General features: G+C 48.7%; 13 protein-coding genes and 1 pseudogene. 9 read left to right on the top strand and 5 right to left on the bottom strand.

The window, feature by feature from the left end:
• Positions 1 to 726: 726 nt before the first annotated feature.
• The 5 genes and pseudogenes from rsmA to ON05_RS28335 all read left to right on the top strand — a co-directional run bounded on the left by rsmA (position 727) and on the right by ON05_RS28335 (position 5,643).
• Positions 727 to 1,536, top strand: a complete 810-nt coding sequence (gene rsmA, locus ON05_RS28355) for a 16S rRNA (adenine(1518)-N(6)/adenine(1519)-N(6))-dimethyltransferase RsmA (RefSeq protein WP_010467890.1) — start codon at positions 727 to 729, stop codon at positions 1,534 to 1,536.
• A 48-nt stretch (positions 1,537 to 1,584) separates the two neighbouring features.
• Positions 1,585 to 2,517, top strand: coding sequence for a 4-(cytidine 5'-diphospho)-2-C-methyl-D-erythritol kinase (ispE, locus tag ON05_RS28350; protein ID WP_029314921.1), 933 nt, complete (start codon positions 1,585 to 1,587; stop codon positions 2,515 to 2,517).
• Positions 2,518 to 2,660: 143 nt separating this feature from the next.
• A complete protein-coding gene (locus ON05_RS28345; protein ID WP_010467886.1) occupies positions 2,661 to 3,218 on the top strand; it encodes a TerD family protein in 558 nt (185 codons plus the stop codon).
• 112 nt (positions 3,219 to 3,330) lie between these two features.
• Positions 3,331 to 3,900, top strand: coding sequence for a Uma2 family endonuclease (locus ON05_RS28340; protein ID WP_010467884.1), 570 nt, complete (start codon positions 3,331 to 3,333; stop codon positions 3,898 to 3,900).
• A gap of 217 nt (positions 3,901 to 4,117) precedes the next feature.
• Positions 4,118 to 5,643, top strand: a pseudogene (locus ON05_RS28335) (IS5 family transposase).
• A gap of 40 nt (positions 5,644 to 5,683) precedes the next feature.
• Here ON05_RS28335 and ON05_RS28330 read toward each other — a convergent pair.
• The 3 genes from ON05_RS28330 to csaB all read right to left on the bottom strand — a co-directional run bounded on the left by ON05_RS28330 (position 5,684) and on the right by csaB (position 11,794).
• On the bottom strand, positions 5,684 to 9,391 hold the full coding sequence (locus ON05_RS28330) for a leucine-rich repeat domain-containing protein (protein ID WP_010477835.1): 3,708 nt from the start codon (positions 9,389 to 9,391) through the stop codon (positions 5,684 to 5,686).
• Between the two features lie 106 nt (positions 9,392 to 9,497).
• The gene (locus ON05_RS28325) at positions 9,498 to 10,757 is read right to left on the bottom strand and encodes a glycosyltransferase (RefSeq protein WP_010477837.1); all 1,260 of its coding nucleotides are present in this window, start codon (positions 10,755 to 10,757) and stop codon (positions 9,498 to 9,500) included.
• The gene (gene csaB, locus ON05_RS28320; RefSeq protein ID WP_010477839.1) at positions 10,754 to 11,794 is read right to left on the bottom strand and encodes a polysaccharide pyruvyl transferase CsaB; all 1,041 of its coding nucleotides are present in this window, start codon (positions 11,792 to 11,794) and stop codon (positions 10,754 to 10,756) included. Before csaB ends, ON05_RS28325 begins: the two co-directional genes overlap by 4 nt.
• A 71-nt stretch (positions 11,795 to 11,865) precedes the next feature.
• On the opposite strand from csaB, the gene ON05_RS28315 reads away from it, so the two are divergent.
• Together ON05_RS28315 and ON05_RS28310 are read left to right on the top strand one after the other, a co-directional pair.
• Positions 11,866 to 12,174: a DUF2499 domain-containing protein gene (locus ON05_RS28315; RefSeq protein ID WP_010477841.1), complete on the top strand. Its 309-nt coding sequence runs from the start codon at positions 11,866 to 11,868 to the stop codon at positions 12,172 to 12,174.
• A gap of 11 nt (positions 12,175 to 12,185) precedes the next feature.
• Positions 12,186 to 12,482 carry a DUF3593 domain-containing protein gene (locus tag ON05_RS28310; protein WP_010477843.1) on the top strand — a complete coding sequence of 99 codons (297 nt, stop codon included), beginning with the start codon at positions 12,186 to 12,188 and terminating at the stop codon, positions 12,480 to 12,482.
• Here ON05_RS28310 and ON05_RS28305 read toward each other — a convergent pair.
• Positions 12,479 to 12,871, bottom strand: a complete 393-nt coding sequence (locus ON05_RS28305) for a cytochrome c (RefSeq protein WP_010477845.1) — start codon at positions 12,869 to 12,871, stop codon at positions 12,479 to 12,481. The two genes, ON05_RS28310 and ON05_RS28305, sit on opposite strands and share 4 nt — an antisense overlap.
• A 90-nt stretch (positions 12,872 to 12,961) precedes the next feature.
• A complete protein-coding gene (locus ON05_RS28300) occupies positions 12,962 to 15,205 on the bottom strand; it encodes a PBP1A family penicillin-binding protein (RefSeq protein ID WP_029315490.1) in 2,244 nt (747 codons plus the stop codon).
• Between the two features lie 158 nt (positions 15,206 to 15,363).
• Here ON05_RS28300 and ON05_RS28295 point away from each other — a divergent pair, with 158 nt between their 5' ends.
• Both ON05_RS28295 and ON05_RS28290 read left to right on the top strand, forming a co-directional pair.
• On the top strand, positions 15,364 to 17,103 hold the full coding sequence (locus ON05_RS28295; protein ID WP_029315491.1) for an ABC transporter ATP-binding protein: 1,740 nt from the start codon (positions 15,364 to 15,366) through the stop codon (positions 17,101 to 17,103).
• A gap of 273 nt (positions 17,104 to 17,376) precedes the next feature.
• Positions 17,377 to 18,639, top strand: coding sequence for a hypothetical protein (locus ON05_RS28290; protein ID WP_010477852.1), 1,263 nt, complete (start codon positions 17,377 to 17,379; stop codon positions 18,637 to 18,639).
• Positions 18,640 to 18,952: the final 313 nt, after the last annotated feature.

Below are 18,952 nucleotides of genomic sequence, written 5' to 3'. Positions count from 1 at the left end.
TAAATTGGTGCAAATATATGCCCAGAATCTAGGTTTGATTCCATAACACAAGGACTATTGGAGAAAGCTATCTAGATACTGGAAATATTCTTAAGTGGTATAGGTTGGTTGCCAATTTTTCGCAAGATCTGATAATGAGTCTTTTAGATCTTAAAAAAATCCAGCACCTTTTTGGCAAGACAGAAACTCTTCTGCTTGCTGATAAGGAAAACAATTATTCTGACTTCTGTATTCTTTGTTCGTTTGATATCTACGTTGAATACAGTCTATGCAGTCGAGAGTCAATTATTTTAAAACTGTGGTGATATCAGTTATTCCTTATGAAAAATAATGTGGTGTTCGAGGTCCGGTTTCTCAGGTGAGTGGGAAAAGTTGTCATTTTTATTGCTAAAAAAGGATGTATACCAATACCATACGGTTGTTGTGCTCATTCTCGTCAAAGACGGACACAACAACATACTTTTTGACTCAACCCTTGGTTCAATCAGTTGAGTTGGAGAAACACAGAATCTATCACCTACTTGTCAGTACAGTACGGACTCGCATCACCTGGATAAGTGATCCGAATCACAAGAATGTATCGTTAAATACATTTTTCCTAAATAATAATGTGTTTGTTAGTGGATGCCTTGGTGGTTTGGGACGATTATTATGAAAAGCTTAAGAATGTACGGAGCTAAAGCTTGGATCTCAGGCTAATATTGATGGTATTTCGGTAAATCTACAATGCCCAGGCCCCGTAAACGTTTTGCTCAGCATTGGCTAAAAAGCCAGGCTGTGCTCCGGCAGATTATTGCTGCAGCCAAGATACAAGGATGCGATCGCATTCTTGAAATCGGTCCGGGCAGAGGGGTCTTGACCCGAGAACTGCTGGCCCAAGCTCAGTCCGTGGTTTCCGTTGAGCTAGATCGAGACCTATGTAAATCCTTGCGTCACACCTTTAATGACCAGGAAAATTTCACATTACTAGAACTTGACTTTCTCAACTTGGATGTGGCGGCAGAACTAGCAGAGCCGCTCCCGAATAAAGTCGTTGCCAATATTCCCTATAACATTACGAGTCCGATTCTGAGTAAGCTGCTGGGCCGTATTGATGCCCCTGCTCAACCTGTTTATGAAACGGTGGTCTTGCTGATCCAAAAAGAGGTAGCGGATCGATTGGTGGCTGAGCCGGGTTCAAAGATCTTTAATGGATTGTCGGTGCGATCGCAATATCTCGCAGACTGCGAATTGATTTGTCCAGTCCCCGCCTCTGCCTTTAAGCCTGCCCCTAAAGTAGAGTCGGCGGTGGTGCGACTGACCCCTCGTCTCTATCCCCAACCTGCCCAAAATCCGCAATGGCTTTCAACCTTACTAAAAGTAGGATTTAGCAGTCGCCGCAAGATGTTGCGCAATAACCTCAAGTCACTCGTGGATCGAGACCAGTTATCAGAGTGTTTGAATACCCTCAATATCAGTCTCCAGGCTCGTGCAGAAGACCTGAGTGTGGCCCAGTGGATTGCCTTAAGTGATTCTGTGCATCCAAGCCAGGTATAGACGAGGTAGAGTGTTGATTGCACTGGTTCATCCGGCCTCTAACTTATGATGCATGCTTATACGCTGAAGGCTCCCGCCAAGATCAATCTATTGTTGGAAATTATTGGCGATCGACCGGATGGGTTCCATGAATTGGTGATGGTGATGCAGAGCGTTAACCTGGCGGATATCGTGGAGTTACAGCCTCTCAGTGGTGACCGGATTCAGCTGTTTTGTAATCACCCTCAAGTGCCTTGCGACGAGTCGAACTTGGCCCATCGGGCTGCGCGGCTGATGCAGGAGCAGTTCCCCGGCAAAGGCGGTGTTGCCATTACGATTGATAAAAAAATTCCCATTGGTGCGGGTCTGGCGGGAGGTTCTGCAGATGCAGCAGCGGTGTTGGTGGGCTTGGATCTGATGTGGGGGTTGGGATTAACCCAAGCTGAACTCCATACCTATGCGGCCAAGTTGGGGTCTGATATTCCTTTTTGTGTGTCGGGGGGAACGGCCTTGGCTTTAGGGCGAGGGGAAGAATTGACGCCCCTTCCTGACTTGGATCAGCTCTATGCAGTGTTGGCCAAGTATCGCAGTTTGTCCGTTGCCACGCCTTGGGCCTATAAGACCTATCGGCAACAATTTAGTGAGTCCTATGCTCGTGATCCAGAAGCGTTAGAAAAGCGGCGACGTGAAGGACATTCGGTGGAACTGTTAGCCGCAATTTCCCATCGCGACTCCCAAAAAGTGCCTCAATATCTATATAACGATTTGGAGAAAGTGGTCTTGCCTGAACATCCTCAGGTGCAGGAAATTCGCGACTTATTCCAATCTTTTGGAGCCTTGGGAACGATGATGTCGGGGTCAGGACCAACGGTGTTTGGGTTAGTGGATTCGCGCTCAAAAGCCGAGTTGATGGCGACCCAGCTACAAACGGCACTCCCAGATCCAGATTTAGAAATTTTGGTGACTAAATTTTGTAGTAGTGGCATTCAGTTGCTGTCTTAGGGGCAAGGACATTAACCGTAAAGAATTGAGTCTGCTGGTTTGCTGGGGGGCTTTTTCATGCTGCATGTCGGTCTATTAAAGGTTGAGCATGGACGAGCCCTGATCTTGATATTGTGTAGGATACGTTAACGCAACACTATGGCATGACTCCCGCTTCTGGCCCGCGAGCTTTACCACCTCATATTTCTCAACTCCGTTGTGGTTTGGGTTGGGATGCCCAGGAAGAATCATCACTGGATTTGGATCTGACGGTTTTGGCCCTGGGAGTGGATGGAACGTTAATGGATGGAAATGAGGGCATGATTTACGCGGGGCGTCCTCGCCATCCGTCTGGCGCGATTAAGTTGCTCGCTGACAACTTGACGGGTGAGGGGGAAGGGGATGATGAGGAGTTGTTAGTTTATCTGCTGATGTTACCAACAGATATCGCCAAGCTGTTGTTTGTGGTTTCGATTGATTGTGGGGAAACCCAGAAGCAAGATTTTAGTCAGACTGAAAATGCGTTTTGGCGAATTTTGAATGATGCCAACCAAGAGGTGTTGTTGCAGTGTTCTTTGTCTAATGCTCAATGGCAGGGTGTGACGATGCTATTGGTGGCATCGCTAGAACGTTTAGATACTCAATGGCAGATCGTTCCTTGCTTGGAACCTGCCCGGCAGAAAAATCGTAATGAGTTGCTGCATCAATATCTTGCAGAGTGAATAAAAATGGCTGGGGTTGTTCACTATCTCGTATGTTGATAGATCTCTGAGTCGGCTGTCAGGTGAAGTTAGGATATGGATACACCTTCGGCCTGTAAGGGAGAGTTCAGTTGTGCGGACACCCACCCAATGGTCAGTTGCAGACTATCAGCGCATGCGAAAGTTGGGTATTCTTGACCATCGGCGCTGTGAACTGATCAATGGAGAAATTTGGGATATCACGCCAGAGCGGGAGCTTCATCGATTTTTTACTGATCGCGATGCTGGTTACCTGAGACAAATACTTCAAAAGCAAGCAGTCGTTTTTGAGGGCCATCCTATTACCCTGGCTAAGTCTGAACCTGAGCCAGATATTGCGATTGTGCGTCGACCGGATACTCGTTATCTACAGCATCATCCCTATCCAGAAGATATTTATTGGTTAGTGGAGGTTGCAGATTCTACTCTGGCTTACGATTTGAACACTAAACGAAAGCTCTATGCGGAAGCAGGTATTGCGGAGTATTGGGTCATTGATGTGGCTGGAAGGGAAATGACAATGTTTAGAGACTTATGGGATGGTGATTATTCGACTCAGAATGTCGTGAGTGACGGAATCGTGTGTCCTGTTGCTTTTCCAGGTAAGCCAATAGAGGTTCGACAATTGGTAAGTATTCCAGAGGGATATGCCAATGATCCGTAAAGAGAACCTAATGAGTTGTTTGTGCCGAATTGAGATTCAGAGGTACTAATATTCACTGACGTAATTGGGATGTACCCATAGGAATTCTCTGCGTTTATTTTGGGCTTGCTTCGAAAGTCTAAGGTTGAATATTTGCAGTGTATCCAAGTGTTGAGCGCCCTTGAGAAGTGCAAGGAAAATCGTTCAAAATACTCAAAACCTTTGCACATGCACCCCAATGTATCGTCGCCCATCCCCCGGTCAACTGTCCTTTAAGAACTTCTACTTGCCCTTCGGAGGCAAACTATCAGAAGAGAATCGCTGGGTCAAACTCGCCGAGCTGATTCCCTGGGAAAGCTTTGAATCAGAATATGCAGACCAATTCAGTCAGACCATGGGGCACCTGCCAAACCCTTTCGTGTGGCCTTAGGGACCTTAATCATCAAAGAGAAATTGGGTGTATCCGACGCAGAGACCGTAGAACAGATTCGAGAGAACCCCTACTTGCAGTACTTTCTGGGTTTAGTGAATATCGAGAGAGTGCTCCGTTTGATGCCTCCATGCTGGTTCACTTTCGCCAACGGTTGAATCTAGAGCTGCTGACTCAAGTCAACGACGCAGTCGTGGAATCAGTGCTCGCATCTGAGGGTTCTCCTGTTGTGATGTCCCCTGAGTCATCTCCTTCTCCTGAAGATGACGAAGATGAGCCTCCTGCCCCTCCCAACCAGGGCCAATTGTTGATAGACGCGACCTGTGCGCCAGCCGATATTCGCTATCCGACAGACTTAGATCTGCTCAATGATGCCCGCAAAGCGAGTGAAGCCATCCTTGATGCTTTATATGCTCAAGTCATGCTGTCTCTCAAGGGCAAACCTCGCACCTACCGCCAAAAGGCCCGCAAAGCTTATCTGGCCATTGCCAAGAAACGTCAACCGAGTCGCAAGCTGATTCGTAAAGGGATTCGTCAGCAGTTGGGCTATGTGCGTCGGAATCTAGCCCACATTGATGGATTGATAGCTTTAGGAGCGTCTCTGTCCCGACTGTCCCGGCGACAGTACCGTCTGTTGCTGGTGATTCATGAAGTCTTTCGACAGCAAGAGTGGATGTATCAACAGCACGTGCGTCGAGTAGATGACCGTATTGTCAGCCTCACTCAGCCTCATGTCCGACCGATGGTCCGAGGCAAAGCTGGAGTACCTGTTGAGTTTGGGGCCAAGCTATCCCTCAGTTGTGTCAACGGATGTGTGTTTCTGGAACGTTTAAGCTGGGATGCGTTCAATGAATCCCAGCATCTTCAATATCAAGTGGAAGCTTTTCATCGTCGCTTTGGCCATTATCCTCTCTCAGTCCATGCCGACCAAATCTATCGAACCCGAGCTAATCGACGATGGTGTAAAGCTCGAGGTATCCGATTGAGTGGACCACCGTTAGGAAGACCTCAACAAGACCCCAGGTGCAGGGCCAACTCAAGCAACAAGCACGGGAGGACGAAAAGGTGAGAGTCCAAATTGAGGGCAAGTTTGGGCAGGCCAAGCGAAGATTTGGCTTGAATCGAGTGATGGCGAAGTTAGCGGATACGGCTGCTAGTGCGATTGCTATCACGTTCTTGGTGATGAATCTAGAGCGGTGGCTCCGCCACCTTTTATCATTCATTTTTGGGTGGGATTGCTGGTGTTGGAAAGCGTTATGGAGCTGCCAGGGCTGCCTTGGGGCTTTTCTAGGGCCAGTGAAGGAATATGGCCCTGGCCGTCACAACTGGGTTGATTGTACGATTTGATGCCAGGAATTAGCTCAATTTACTTTTTCAGCAAACCCTATTTTGGACTCGTTCGAGGCCACCAAAGCTACTGGCTGGATCTTTCTCCCTGAGTAATGCATGAAGCTCTCGTAGAACTGAGCCTTGGGCACGAATTACGTTTTGGGTTGCTGTACTGGCCTGGTTTAATTCGGTGGCGTCCCCTGCCACTAACCAATCGCCCACTTTTTCGCTGCCTGAAATTAACGAGGTGGATGATTTGATGCCAAATTCTAGCTGTTCGGTGATGGCCTTGTACTCGTCGTCATCGGTGGCAAGCTTGGTGCCGGGAATGGCGATGGGTAAGGCTAGTTTGAGGGTAACCGACAGAATTCGGAGAAAGGGAGAGGCTCGTTTCAGCCAATCGTGAGTGATTTCTAGTTCGTAAACACCTGTCTTGGCTTCACCACTGATTACTGGTAAGGGCAACCGACTATGTTCGCACCAGAGGGTGAGCCGGAATTTTTGCGCTATCCAGTTGGGTTTATCCCAAAAGCCTGGATCGACGGGTTCAAAGCTAAAGAGGCGAGGACCGTCTTTAGCTGGATCAGTCAGAGTGGTGAGGAGGGCTTGGAATTGCTCGTCAGCTTGGCTCATTAGGATCTTGAGCTGAACGCTAAGGGCATCAAAGTTGGTATTGAAGGCGGTGAGGATCTGTTGCTGTCCTTGCTTTAGTTCCGATACAGCGTCTTGCCATTCCGGTTTGGCAACAGTGGTGGCCATTAAACCATCAATGGGGTGGAAGGTTTTGCAGACGGCACAGCGCACCTTGGGCATGCCCTGGTTCTTGAACTCTAGGATTTCCTCCCGCTCTAGCAAGCCTTTACAGTTTTCGGTAGGGCAGGGAATATAGAGGCGAGGGTCAATGCCTTTCCAGAAGGATTTGACGAGCCATATAATTTCGGCACAGAGATGCCCGAGGAAGCCTGTGGGGTAGGCGGCGCGGACGGTGACATAGAGGTCACCTCCAATTTCTTCAATAAAGGCGCGACCGTTAAAACCATCGTCTAGAATCAGGCCATTTTTCCAGTGACGGCTATCGTAGTAATTTTGACGGCCCAGGGAATAGCGATGTAAGCGGACAATTAGCCGATACATTAATCCTTCAGCTTCTACGGTGCGTCCCGTTTCTTTATCGAGCAGACGACAGACTTGGGTTCGTTCTGTATCACCGGGTTGTAGTATCCAAGCTTGTTCCCAGTTCTCAGGTCGTTTGCTGGGGACCAGTTGGGCAATTAAGCTGGTGGTTTGGGCATCGACATCGGGCAGTTCGACTTGATAGGACAGATCAAATCGTTCCATCAGCTTGCAAAAGACGGGATGCAGTTCGAGAGGATAGCGATCATCGCCTCTAGCTGGGTCATTCCATAAATGGCTGAGACGGCTATGGCGGACCAGGCCATTCTGAGCTTTGACTTGAGGATCTTCTAAAACAAAGCTGATGGCTTTACTTAGCCATTCGGGCTTGAGGATAACGGTATCTTTGAGGGTCGGATCTGTGTTGTAGTGAATCAGATGCCCTAATTCGTTGAGGATGGCTGCGTAGGTTTTGGCTAAGGCTAAATCCACCTGCTGTTCGGTGCAGAGAATTTGAAACTGTTCGTAAGTAATCCAGGGTTCGGTTTGGCTGCGCTCACGAATCGCCTCTAGCACTTGCTGCCAACTCGCAGGTACAGCCCGTCCAATTTGCGGGATTTGGGCAGCAGTCTTGGTAATGGACTGTTTAAGGTCATCAAGCTGAAACTTAGTTTTGCTATCCACATGGTGAAATCTGACAGTTAAATCCCCAAATTCATCTCGGAGGGCTTGTTCGTCTATATGATCAAGCCGCTCGTTGGGGCCACCATGGGTTGCTACAACAAAAATATAGGGCTTTACATCAGGCCGAGCATCATCATAGGCACGATGTTTGACCATTTTGATCCACTCATCGACCCGGCATTGCTCTGGGCCGCGGCGAGGATTCCAAACGGCAAGATAAATTGCTGGGGCAGTAAAGAAAAGTTGGTGGGTATGGCGATAGATATTTTGGCCCCCAAAATCCCAGCCATTAAAGGTGATGTCGGTGCCGCTATTAGTATCTTGAACAGCTAGGGACTTGATATCGACTTCGACACCATGCGTCGTTTCTCGATTTTCGACCCACGGATCACCCCGAAGTGCGCCCAATAAGCTAGTCTTACCGACTTCCCCTTCACCAATCAAGATGAGCTTGGCTTCATTCAAGATAATTTGGTTCTCATCCTGCGCCTGTAAATAGGCAAAAAAGGTTTCTAGTCCTTGCTCATACGCTGCTGACAGCTCAGGGTTGAGTGAGTTATTGCTGAGGTCAAGTATCACCAGCTTGGCAAGTTTTCCAAGTTCTTTGGGAACCTTAGTCAATTGATTTTGGTCGAGGTCAAGCTCCCTCAGGCTAGCGAGTTTTCCAAGTTCTTTGGGGACTTCTATCAGCTTATTATAGGAGAGGTGGAGTCGAGTCAGATTGGTGAGTTTTCCAAGTTCTTTGGGAACCTTAGTCAATTGATTTTGGTTGAGGCGAAGCTCCACTAGATTGATGAGTTGCCCAAGTTCTTTAGGTACTTCTATTAGTTGGTTCTGGGAGAGAGAAAGTTCTGTTAGCTTGGTAACTTTCCCAAGCTCTTTAGGAATTTTCGTTAGTTGATTTTGGTGGAGGTGGAGTCGAGTTAAATTGACGAGTTGACTAAGTTCTCTGGGAACCTCTGTTAGCTGATTTTGGTCGATGCGAAGCCAGATTAATTTGGCGATTTTCCCGATTTCTTTTGGTATCTCTATTAGTTGATTTTGGCTGAGGGAAAAACGAGTAAGCCTAGCAAGTTGTCCGAGTTCTTTAGGTACTTCTTTTAATTGATTATGGGAGAGGGAAAGTTCTGTTAGCTTGGTAAGTTGTCCGATTTCTTCAGGAATCTCTGTTAGTTGATTTTGGTCGATGTGAAGCCAGGTTAAGTTGGTAAGTTTTCCAAGTTCTTTTGGTACCTCCATGAGTTTGTTTTGGGAGAGATGGAGTTCCGTCAGGCTTTTGAGTTCTCCAAGTTCTTGTGGAACCCCTGTCAGTCTATTTTGGGAGAGGTTCAGCTTTATTAGGCTGGTGAGTTGTCCGAATTCCTTGGGTACTTCTGTTAGTTGATTCTGGGAGAGGTAAAGCTCCATTAGATTGATGAGTTTCCCAAGTTCTTTCGGGGCTTCTGTTAGTTGATTTTGGGAGAGGTAAAGTTTTGTTAGACTGATGAGTCGTTCAAGGTCTTTGGGTATCTTCATCAGCTGATTTTGGGAGAGGTAAAGTTCCGTCAGGTTGATGAGTTGTCCTATTTCTTTAGGAACTTCTGTTAGTTGATTTTGAAAGAGGCTAAGCTCTGTCAAGCTAGCAAGTTGCCCAATTTCTTCAGGAACTTCCGTTAGTCGATTTTGGTGGAGACGAAGTTGGGTTAAATTGGCAAGTTTCCCAATTTCTTTGGGGACTTCTGTTAGTTGGTTGCCGGATAAGGAAAGTGCTATCAGATTGGTAAGTTTCCCAATTTCTTTGGGGACTTCTGTTAGTTGGTTGCCGGATAAGGAAAGTGCTATCAGATTGGTAAGTTGCCCAATTTCTTTGGGGACTTCTGTTAGTTTTAAACTACAAAGATCAAGGGTAGGTGCTGCTATCCTCTTTGCCTCTGCAATCCGTTGCTTAGCTACCTGAAATGCTGCATTAGAAGTCATCGTGAGTTTTATCGTTACCCATCTATGTTATTGGCGAATTAACAGGAAACAAACGATAGAAGGCCGAAGAAGTTTGGGGATTTGACTGGCATTCAAATGACTTAGTTCATTGAAGATAATGTTCAATCACTTCAATTGCCATAGCCACTCCATCTTCACTTTGAATTTGTCGGCTGAGGTCTTGGGCTTTGTGCTGCATGGATGGAGTGTCAAGGATAGTCTGAATTCTGTCTGCCAAAGTTTCAGCTGTTAACTCAGCAAAAGGAAGCGGTGCAGTTCCAACCCCTAACTGTTCTAGCCGCTTACCCCAGGCAGGCTGATCGGCAAAAAATGGCACCACAATAGAAGGCGTTCCAGCCCTCAGTGTGGCGGCAGTGGTCCCCGAGCCACCATGGTGGATGGCAGCAGTCACCTGGGGTAGAAGCCAATCATGAGGTACCTCCTGGGTTACATAAAGGAAATCCGGTACTTCCGAAGTTGTAAATCCACCCCAACCCGTACAGAAAATAGCGCGCTGTCCAGTTCTTCGGAGAGTCGTAACAATGGTGTCAACAATTATTTCAGGATTGCAGGCCATCATGCTACCAAAGCCAATGTAGAAAGGTTTGGGGTCAGCTTGGAGAAATGCTTGTAGCTCAGGAGAGGGCGTGTAGGGAGTTGAATTATCCAGAAATAAATAACTGCCCTGATGCACATGGGATGGCCAATCCGAGGGTGGTGGCAAGACTGCCTGGCTGTAACAGTTGAGAACAGGGAGTGGTGATAGGTGGGGTGGGTGGGAGCGACGATAGCGTGTTCCCATCCGTGAGATAGGAGGCAACTGCAGTACCTCTTGTCTAAACTGATTCATCAGCAATCGGCTTTTTTGCCAAGAGAGAAACTCTACCAATCGAAATGTAAAGACGTTGAAATAACTGGCTAATTTCCCTTGGGAAGAATCTGCAAATTTGAGAAACGGATAAGAACGGGTGGCGGTAACAGGAATTGGCGTGACCAGAATCGCTGGAATATTGAGCGCTTCAGCCAAGTGATATCCCCAAGCCGCTAAGGGGGCAAAAATGAGTAAGTCACTTCCCTGACAGGCATTCCAGGCATCGTGATATTGCTGCCATCGCAATTGATCATCTATTAAAGTGACATTCGTATTGCCCTGGAGCAAGGCCAGCCCATCGGGTGTGGATAGAAGCTGTCGAAAGTCACCTGCAATGGGGGCAAAGGGGATGCCCAGCTCTTGAACAAAATCTGCAAAGTTAAAGCTAGCCGCTAACGTCACCGAATAACCTTTGGCCATCAGACCTAGGGCTAAGGCACAAAAAGGTTGAATATCTCCTCGGGAGCCGATCGTCAGGATAGTGATTTTTGTCATGAGAGTAGGGTCTCGTGCAAAACCTGTTGGTGGCTAAGGGCCTGTTGAGTGCGATTGGCTATTTCGTCCCTCGGCAAGGCCGTTCCTTTTTGAAAATGCTCCAGCCAGCTTTGGCAAATCACCTCTGGGTCATCAGGGATTTGAACTAAATCCCAGCCAGGACACTGTTGAGCCTGCATAAACTGGCGAACCTTGGGGTCATAGCTCAAAGCAAAACAACGGTTGCCTTCAGCTGCAGCCATAATTAGCCCATGCAACCGCATAGCAATGGTCATATCGACGGTTTGGAACACCCCTTTCAGGTCGCTGGGGTTGGTCAGACGAATGAGTGAACTATGGTCAGGGATTTGGTCGTGAATAGATTGGGCAATCTCCAAATCCTGAGTGGCTTGAAACGGAATAATCAAAATATGGGCTTGGGTTTGGGCCTGGAACTTTACCAGGGCTATAGTTAGGTTTTGCAAACGAGGGGGAGTGAGTTGGGGGTGCGACCTTAACACCAATGCCACCTTTGGCGATGGCAGTTTATCCACCCATCCCACGGGCTTTGCCGCTAAATTCCAAACTGGATCAGGGGCGATTTGGTAAGGAATCCCCCAATCTTCGATATATTTAGCAGACGCCTGATCGCGCACGCTCACCGCAGAACAGTTGCGAAATGCTCGTCGAGCCAGAATTTGAGTGCTTTTGCGTTTGAGAGGGCCAATCCCCTGCGCCCAGGCAATGGTTTTTAAGCCTAATCCCTGGGCCAATCCCATTAGGCCAATGTAGTAGACCGGACTAAGGGCACTGGTGGCATCTTGGATGAGGCTACCGCCACCCCAAATAAAGGCTTGCGACTGTTGGATGGCCTGAAATACGCGGATCGAATGGTTGCGATCGCAAGTCTCCACCTGATACTGTCGCGCGGTCTGTTTGGGATTCGAAGACAAAACCAGGGGCGACACCTCCTTCGGCAGCATTTGCAGCAGGGTCGCAAGCAAGGCCTCATCACCGCCATTGCCGAAACCATAGTAGCCACTTAAAATTGCCCGCATCGGTTTCAGACCTCTCCCAATCCAATCTTTTGTAAGATTATCCTAGACCGCCCCTTATTCATGTATTGGTTATGCACGCCCTCTCAATTCCCACCTGGATTATTCACGTTTCCAGCGTGATCGAGTGGATTATGGCCATTTGGCTGATCTGGACCTATAGCGAAGTCAGTCAAAACCCGACCTGGCGGTGGTTTTCCCTGGCCATGTTACCCGCCTTAGTGGGGGCCATGTGTGCCTGCACTTGGCATTTTTTCGATAATCCCGTTGAGCTGGAATGGCTTGTGACCCTGCAAGCGTCTATGACCGTTCTCGGCAATGTCACTCTCTGTGGTGTAGCTGCCCTGCTCTGGTCCCAACGTCAACCCAACCCCGATGCTTAACCTGTTGAATTATGGCTACTAAAGACGCACTATTTGCGATTTCTCTGATTCCTTATCTGGGGTTTCTGTGGTTTTTGACTCGCTCCGGTCAAGCTCCTCGGTTAGCGTTGATTGGGTTTTACCTAACCTTGCTATTTATTGCCGTCACCATCCCGGCAGGTATTTATGCCCTCAAGACCTATGGGGTATCCTTAGCCAATGTCGACTGGCTGCATGGCTCAGCCGAAGTCTTTTTGACCCTCTCTAATATCGTGATTGTGTTGGGATTTCGTCAGGCTATTTTGCAAGCCCGCCAGGAAGCAGATTAGAGGGTTTTTAAATATTCCAATAAATCAGCCATTTCTTGGGGACTAGCTTGAAACTTAGGCATTGGCGGCGTTTTACCGCTCGTAATTTGATAAATTAAACCGACCTGCGACCGATGGGCGGCGACTCGATGCAGGCTGGGGCCAACTTTTCCGTCCCCTGAAGTGCCGTGACAGCCAGAGCAATTGAGTTGGAAAATAGCATTCCCTTGAGACACGTCTCCTTCTTGATGCAAGACATCTCGCACATAGGGATCAGATAAGCGGAGCTGATAGACAGCACCGATGATGACTGCGATCACTAGGAACCAGCTGAGGGCGACCAGTAATGCTTTTTGAACATTGAGGTCAGGATTTAAGGTTTGCTCTGATTTAAGTGCAGGATCTTCCAAAAGCGTGGCAAGGGTTATTACGGCTTAATCTTAAGATTTTTTGTAAGAATAGATAACATATCTTAATATAACTTTCAGCTTTACTCCCTGTCATTGATTGACGATTTGCCGCATATAATCGCCCCATACGGCCGCCGCTTGGGCACTACTCCCTGAAGTAGGGCTATTGTCATCATTGCCGAGCCAAATTCCCGTCAATAAATTGCGGCGAGGCACATAACCGACAAACCATAAATCTCGGCCCAAATTCGTGGTGCCTGTTTTCCCTGCAGCCCCAGAGGCAACCGCAGCGCCTCGCCCTGTACCGGATTGGACCACTTGGCGCATCATGTCTTGCATCACCACAGCAACCCCAGGATCGATCACTTGAGTGCTGGCATTTTGGGTGCCGTCATAAATGACTCGGCAGGTAGAAATAGAACGGGAATCTTTGCAGTCTCCGGCATCGAGCACCTGACGAATTGCACGAGGAGTATGGCGACGACCGCGATTGGCCACAATGGCGAACGCCCGGGTGAGTTCCAGGGGCGTTACTTCACTTTGTCCCAATACTAGGGCTGGAACTGCCTGCAAGGGAGAGGTAATTCCTAATTGGCGAGCGGTTTGGATCACTCGGGAAATACCCACATCTTGGGCTACGCGCAAAGCTACTACGTTCTCGGACAGGGCAAATCCCCGAAACATATCAATATTGCCGCTGCCGCCATTCTGGCAGCCAGTAAAGGTCTGTCCTTGCCACGCCAACGGAGAGCAGGAATAGGTTTTATTGGGGGAGATGTTGGCATCCACGGCTGCCGTATAGCCAAATAGCTTAAAAGTTGACCCTGGCTGCCGCTGGGCTTGGGTGACCCGGTTAAACTGACTTTTACTAAAGTCGGTGCCGCCCACTAATGCAATAATTTCTCCCGCTTCATAATCCACGGTGAGTAATGCCCCTTGGGAGTAGCCAAAGGTTGAGCCAGAGGTGGCGACGGCATTGGCCAGGGTTTGTTCTGCCGTGTTTTGAACCGCCAGATCTAAATTAGTCGTGACAATAAAATTGCCTTCTTGGGCCAGACTGGCCCCTAACAATTCCTCTAACTCATCAAAGACATAGCTGTAATAGTAAGGGGCCTTTACACTTTGCAGTTCTTCCCGAGCTTTGGGGCTAATTTCGATGCGAGAGCGACGGGCGCGATTGGCGTCTTCCTGGCTAATTCGACCTTGCTGAGCCATACGGGTAATGACTCGATTGCGGAATTCTAGGGCCGCATTGTAATCCTGGACAGGGTTAAAGGCGTTAGGGGCAGGTAAAATGCCTACGAGGGTGGCAGATTCGGCAATGCTTAAGTCTTTGGCAGACTTATCAAAGTAAAAGCGAGCTGCGTCTTCGAACCCATTGGCATAGATGCCTAAATAGACCTTATTTAGATAGGTCAACAACAAAAAGTCTTTGCTGTAGTAGGTCTCTAACTTTAAGGCGACGACAGCTTCTCGGAATTTCCGATCCAGGGTATCTTCACTGCCGACATAGCTACGAAAAACGCTACGGGCCAGCTGTTGGGTAATCGTACTGGCCCCTTCTCTTAGGCTACCTCCAGCGACGTTTGTAACCACCGCCCGGACAATACCAATGGGATCGACGCCCATATGCCAATAGAATCGACTGTCCTCAGAGGCTAGTAGGGCATTCACAATATGGGGAGAAAAATCATCCAGACTTTTCAACTCGCCATGAACCGTATCTCGGCGTCGTGCTAATGGCGTTTGGTCCCGAGACAGGACCACGATCGGCCCTTGGTTGGTGGTGGGTAAGGGGCGAACAGTGAATTTTTGCCATTCTGCAGCGACGACGAGGAGAGTTAAACCCACGACGCCTGCAGTGCCATAGAGGAGATAGCGCATCCCTCGCACGTACCAGGGTGGTGGATCGATATATTCGACACTGACCGCAGCTTCTAAAGCGGCGGGTCCGAGGGTGAGGACATCTTTATGGCGCAAGGCATGGGAGTCCACCCGGCGTTTGCGGCGAAAGATGCCGTTGGTGGATTGTTCATCCCGAATCAAAAAGGTGCGGTGTTTGCCATCCCGCTGAATCGAGGCATGTACCTGGCTGACGATGGGATTACGAATCACAATGTCACAGGTGCGGGCACTGCGGCCAATAATATAGCGATCGCTAATCAGGGGATAGCTTTGGGGTTCCCCTTCACCGGAATTAATTTTTAGCTCTGGCACCCGAGCATTCCGCTTCAGGGTAAGCTTTGACAGATCTGCTTTTGCTTGAATGGTACGAACCACCTGCGTCACATTCCCTAGAAAGGTCTTTGACGGAGAAGGTTTAGGAGATGTCATGGGCAAATCTCAATCGTCAGGTTGATGGCTCGGTGAGTACCAATTCGTCGTACAGGGGGGCGCCAGGTTTGATCGTATAAGCTGTGCTTGGCCCAGCGGGCTATTTCTCTATCCTACTGGGCGGATGCCGAAAGCTGCCGTGATGGACTGAATTGCTATTGAACTCTCGTCTCTCCTATTTAGCACTTTTCCCCCATATCCGGGTGTATCGACGATCATTGACCTTCGCATTGATCTGTACGGTGGTCTACGTGCTGTCCATGCCGATGATTGCCGTCCTGATTGGTCAGGCCGCCCAGTATGTGGGGGACCAAAACCTCGAGGCCCTCCTTTATTTACCGGGTGTCGTTGGCCTGTTCTTTGTGATTCGAGGTGGGTTTGAATATGGCCAAGATGTGTTGATGGCTCAAGTCGCCTTTGATATCACCTTGAATCTTCGTCGCCGTGTCTATACCCAGCTTCAGCAGCAAGAACTGCCCTATTTTCAGCAAGCTGCTACAGGCGATTTAGTCTATCGAATGACGGAAGATATTGATCGCATTGGTGAGATTCTCAACCAGTTGTTTCATCAATCTGTGCCCTGTGCCCTACAGCTAGTGGCGGTTCTGGCCTATATGATTTACCTCAACTGGACCTTGACCGTTGCTGCTTTGGTCTTAGCGCCATTGGTGGGCTGGGTGATTGGTTGGTTTGGTGAACGCCTGTTAGCCTTTGCTCGCAGAAGTCAGACCCAAGTGGCCAGCTTGGCTAGCCTCCTGACGGAGACCCTCAGGGGTATGGCAGTGGTCAAAGCCTATGGTGCTGAAGACTATGAGATGGAGCGGTTTATGCAGGTGGCTCGACAAAGCCGTCAGGCTACGTTTGCCGTCGAGCGGATTAAAGCGATTCAGTATCCGATTGTTGGCATTATTGAAGCGATCGCAGTCTCGCTACTCTTTCTCTTAGGTGGCTGGCAAATCAGTTTGGGACAGTTGACCCCCAGTCAATTTATTAGCTTTGTGGCTGCCGCAGTCTTACTTATCGATCCGATTAATCTGATTACCGAAAACTACAACAAATTCAAACAGGGACAAGCCTCTATTGATCGCATTCAGGCTCTCCTTGAGTTACCTCGTCACCCTGAGCCTCAGAATGCCAAACCATTGCCCTACATCAAAGGGGCGGTGGAATTCCGGCATGTTTCTTTTGCCTATCACCCTCAGCAACCGGTGTTAAAGAACCTGAGTTTTCAGGTGCAACCCGGAGAGACCATCGCTCTAATTGGCCCATCCGGTGCAGGCAAATCCACCTTGGCTCATCTGTTGTTGCGCCTGTATCAGCCGACAGCAGGCCAAATTTTGGTCGATGGGATTGATCTACAATCCGTCTCTCGCCAGAGTTGGTATCAGCAGATTGGTATCGTGCCACAGCACACCTATTTATTCTCAGGTACGATCAGCCAGAATATTGCCTATGGTCAGGCTGACTTTGAGTTATCCCAGGTCCAGAAAGCCGCTGATATTGCTAATGCTAGCGAATTTATTCAGCAGCTTCCTCAAGGTTTTCATACCTATTTAGGAGAACAAGGTACCACCCTCTCAGGGGGACAGCGTCAGCGAATTGCGATCGCCCGAGCCGTCTTTCGTAATCCCCGTATTTTGGTATTGGATGAGGCCACATCTGCCTTGGACACAGAATCGGAAGCATTGGTTCAGGCCGCCTTGGAGAATCTGATGGGCGGGCCTGCCTCGGGTCAGTGCACCGTTATCCTGATTGCTCATCGTCTGACAACCGTTCTGAACTCGGATCGAATTTTTGTCGTGGAAAACGGCCAAATTGTCGAATCTGGCACCCATCAACAGCTGATGGCGAATGGTCTGTCTCGCTATGCCAGTCTTTATGCCAAGCAGTTGAAGTAATCAAGTCGTAGGGTTGACGGGGACATCTTCGCTGCCGACTCAGCTCACCCCTGATGCTGAGTTTTTAGGCGTGACTTCCCTCTTTGACTCGCAGTCGAACTAAGACGGCTGGTCTTTTGACGCCATAAAGGGATTTGACGAGAATACCGAGTTATCTTTATCTGCGAAAAAATAGGATTTGTTTTGAAAGTTAACCTCCTTTGGTGTTCTCCCCAGGCATTACAGTCTTCTAGTGCCATGATCCTCACTATTCTCCTAGGAATAGAACCCTGCATGGCTGAAGATTTCAAAGTACAGCAGCCCCAACTGCTAGAAGTTTCAGAGCTGTTTTCTCGCAAGGGTTCTGAAGCGCAACCTGTTGTTTTAGAATCTGATCTCCAAAACGAGGCTTCTGATGATCCACAAACGGGGTTTAAATCGAGTCTCCAGACCATGGCTGAACTACAACCAAAATCGGTTGATCATCCTCAAGATTGGGGCGTTATTGCCTCAGGAGATGCCCCCCTACATATTGCCGATCGTCTAGAGAGTGACTCATCTGAGGAAGAACCGTCTGCTGAGAAGGATGATCAGTCGGAACCGGCAGAATCCTCAGATAACCTGTGGCGTTCAGGGCGTCCCGACGGCCATGCACCGATTGGTGTCATGGGCGATCATACCCATGGAGCAGGCGAAGTGATGTTTTCCTACCGCTTTATGCGGATGGAGATGGCGGGCAATCGAGGTGGCACAACTGATTTGACGCCTGCTCAAGTACTGCAACAGTTTCCAGTCACCCCCACCGAAATGACGACGGACATGCACATGTTAGGAGCCATGTATGCCCCTACTGATGAACTCACTCTGAGTGTGATGGCTCCCTATATCTTCAAAAGTATGGAACATGTCACCCGTATGGGGACACGGTTTACCACTCAGTCCGATGGTTTTGGGGATATTCAGTTGATGGGGCTGTACAAAATTCTCGACCAAGATCGGCAGCGGATTCACTTCAACGCGGGGATCAGCTTCCCAACTGGATCGACTAACAGCAGAGACGATACCCCTGCAGGTCCAAATCAAGTCCTTCCCTATCCCATGCAGTTGGGATCAGGCACCTTTGATTTACACCCTGGGATCACCTATTTAGGCCAATCCGATCATTGGTCCTGGGGCGGACAGGCCTTAGGCACCCTTCGTCTAGGAACAAATGGTAATAGTTATCGGCTCGGTAATCGCTTCAATCTAACAGGATGGGGAGCCCGCCGTTGGAATAACTGGTTGAGTACCTCGATACGGTTGAAAGGGGCGACCTGGGGCAATATTACAGGTGCCGATCCTCGCCTGAATCCGGCGATTATCCCGACCGCCAACCCCAATCTCCGAGGGGGAACTCGTTTGGATGTGGGCTTGGGACTCAACTTTCTCGTTAATCAGGGAGTCTTGGCAGGCCATCGGTTAGCCGTAGAGTTTGCCCTGCCGGTTTATCAGTCCCTGGATGGTCCCCAGTTAGAAACAGATTGGGTGTTAACCCTGGGTTGGCAGAAAGCGTTTTAGCTCTCATCTGTTCAGATGGGGAGGCAGGTTGGCCTAGTCTTTTTGTGTCTGTTTTGTAAAGAGAGATACGTTTCTTTATCTTTCTTATTAAGAGAATGGATAAATGAATGACTTTCTTCGCACAACTACGTTACCGTCTTAACGGAGCGGCGGTATCCCTTGCCCAATATTGCGGTTAAGTCTTTACTAATATGCCTTTTACCAAGATTTAAAGAAGGGCTTAGTCCAGGGCTGGAATAGAAAAAAGGTTGGATGTTAGTTCTTCGAAACTAGCGTTAATCCTTTAGGCTGCAGGCCTCTTGATGCCTCTACA

The sequence above is a fragment of the Acaryochloris sp. CCMEE 5410 genome (assembly GCF_000238775.2).
GTDB lineage: Bacteria > Cyanobacteriota > Cyanobacteriia > Thermosynechococcales > Thermosynechococcaceae > Acaryochloris.
The sequence above is the reverse complement of the archived record's forward strand: the minus strand, read 5'-3'. Positions and strand labels throughout refer to the sequence as shown.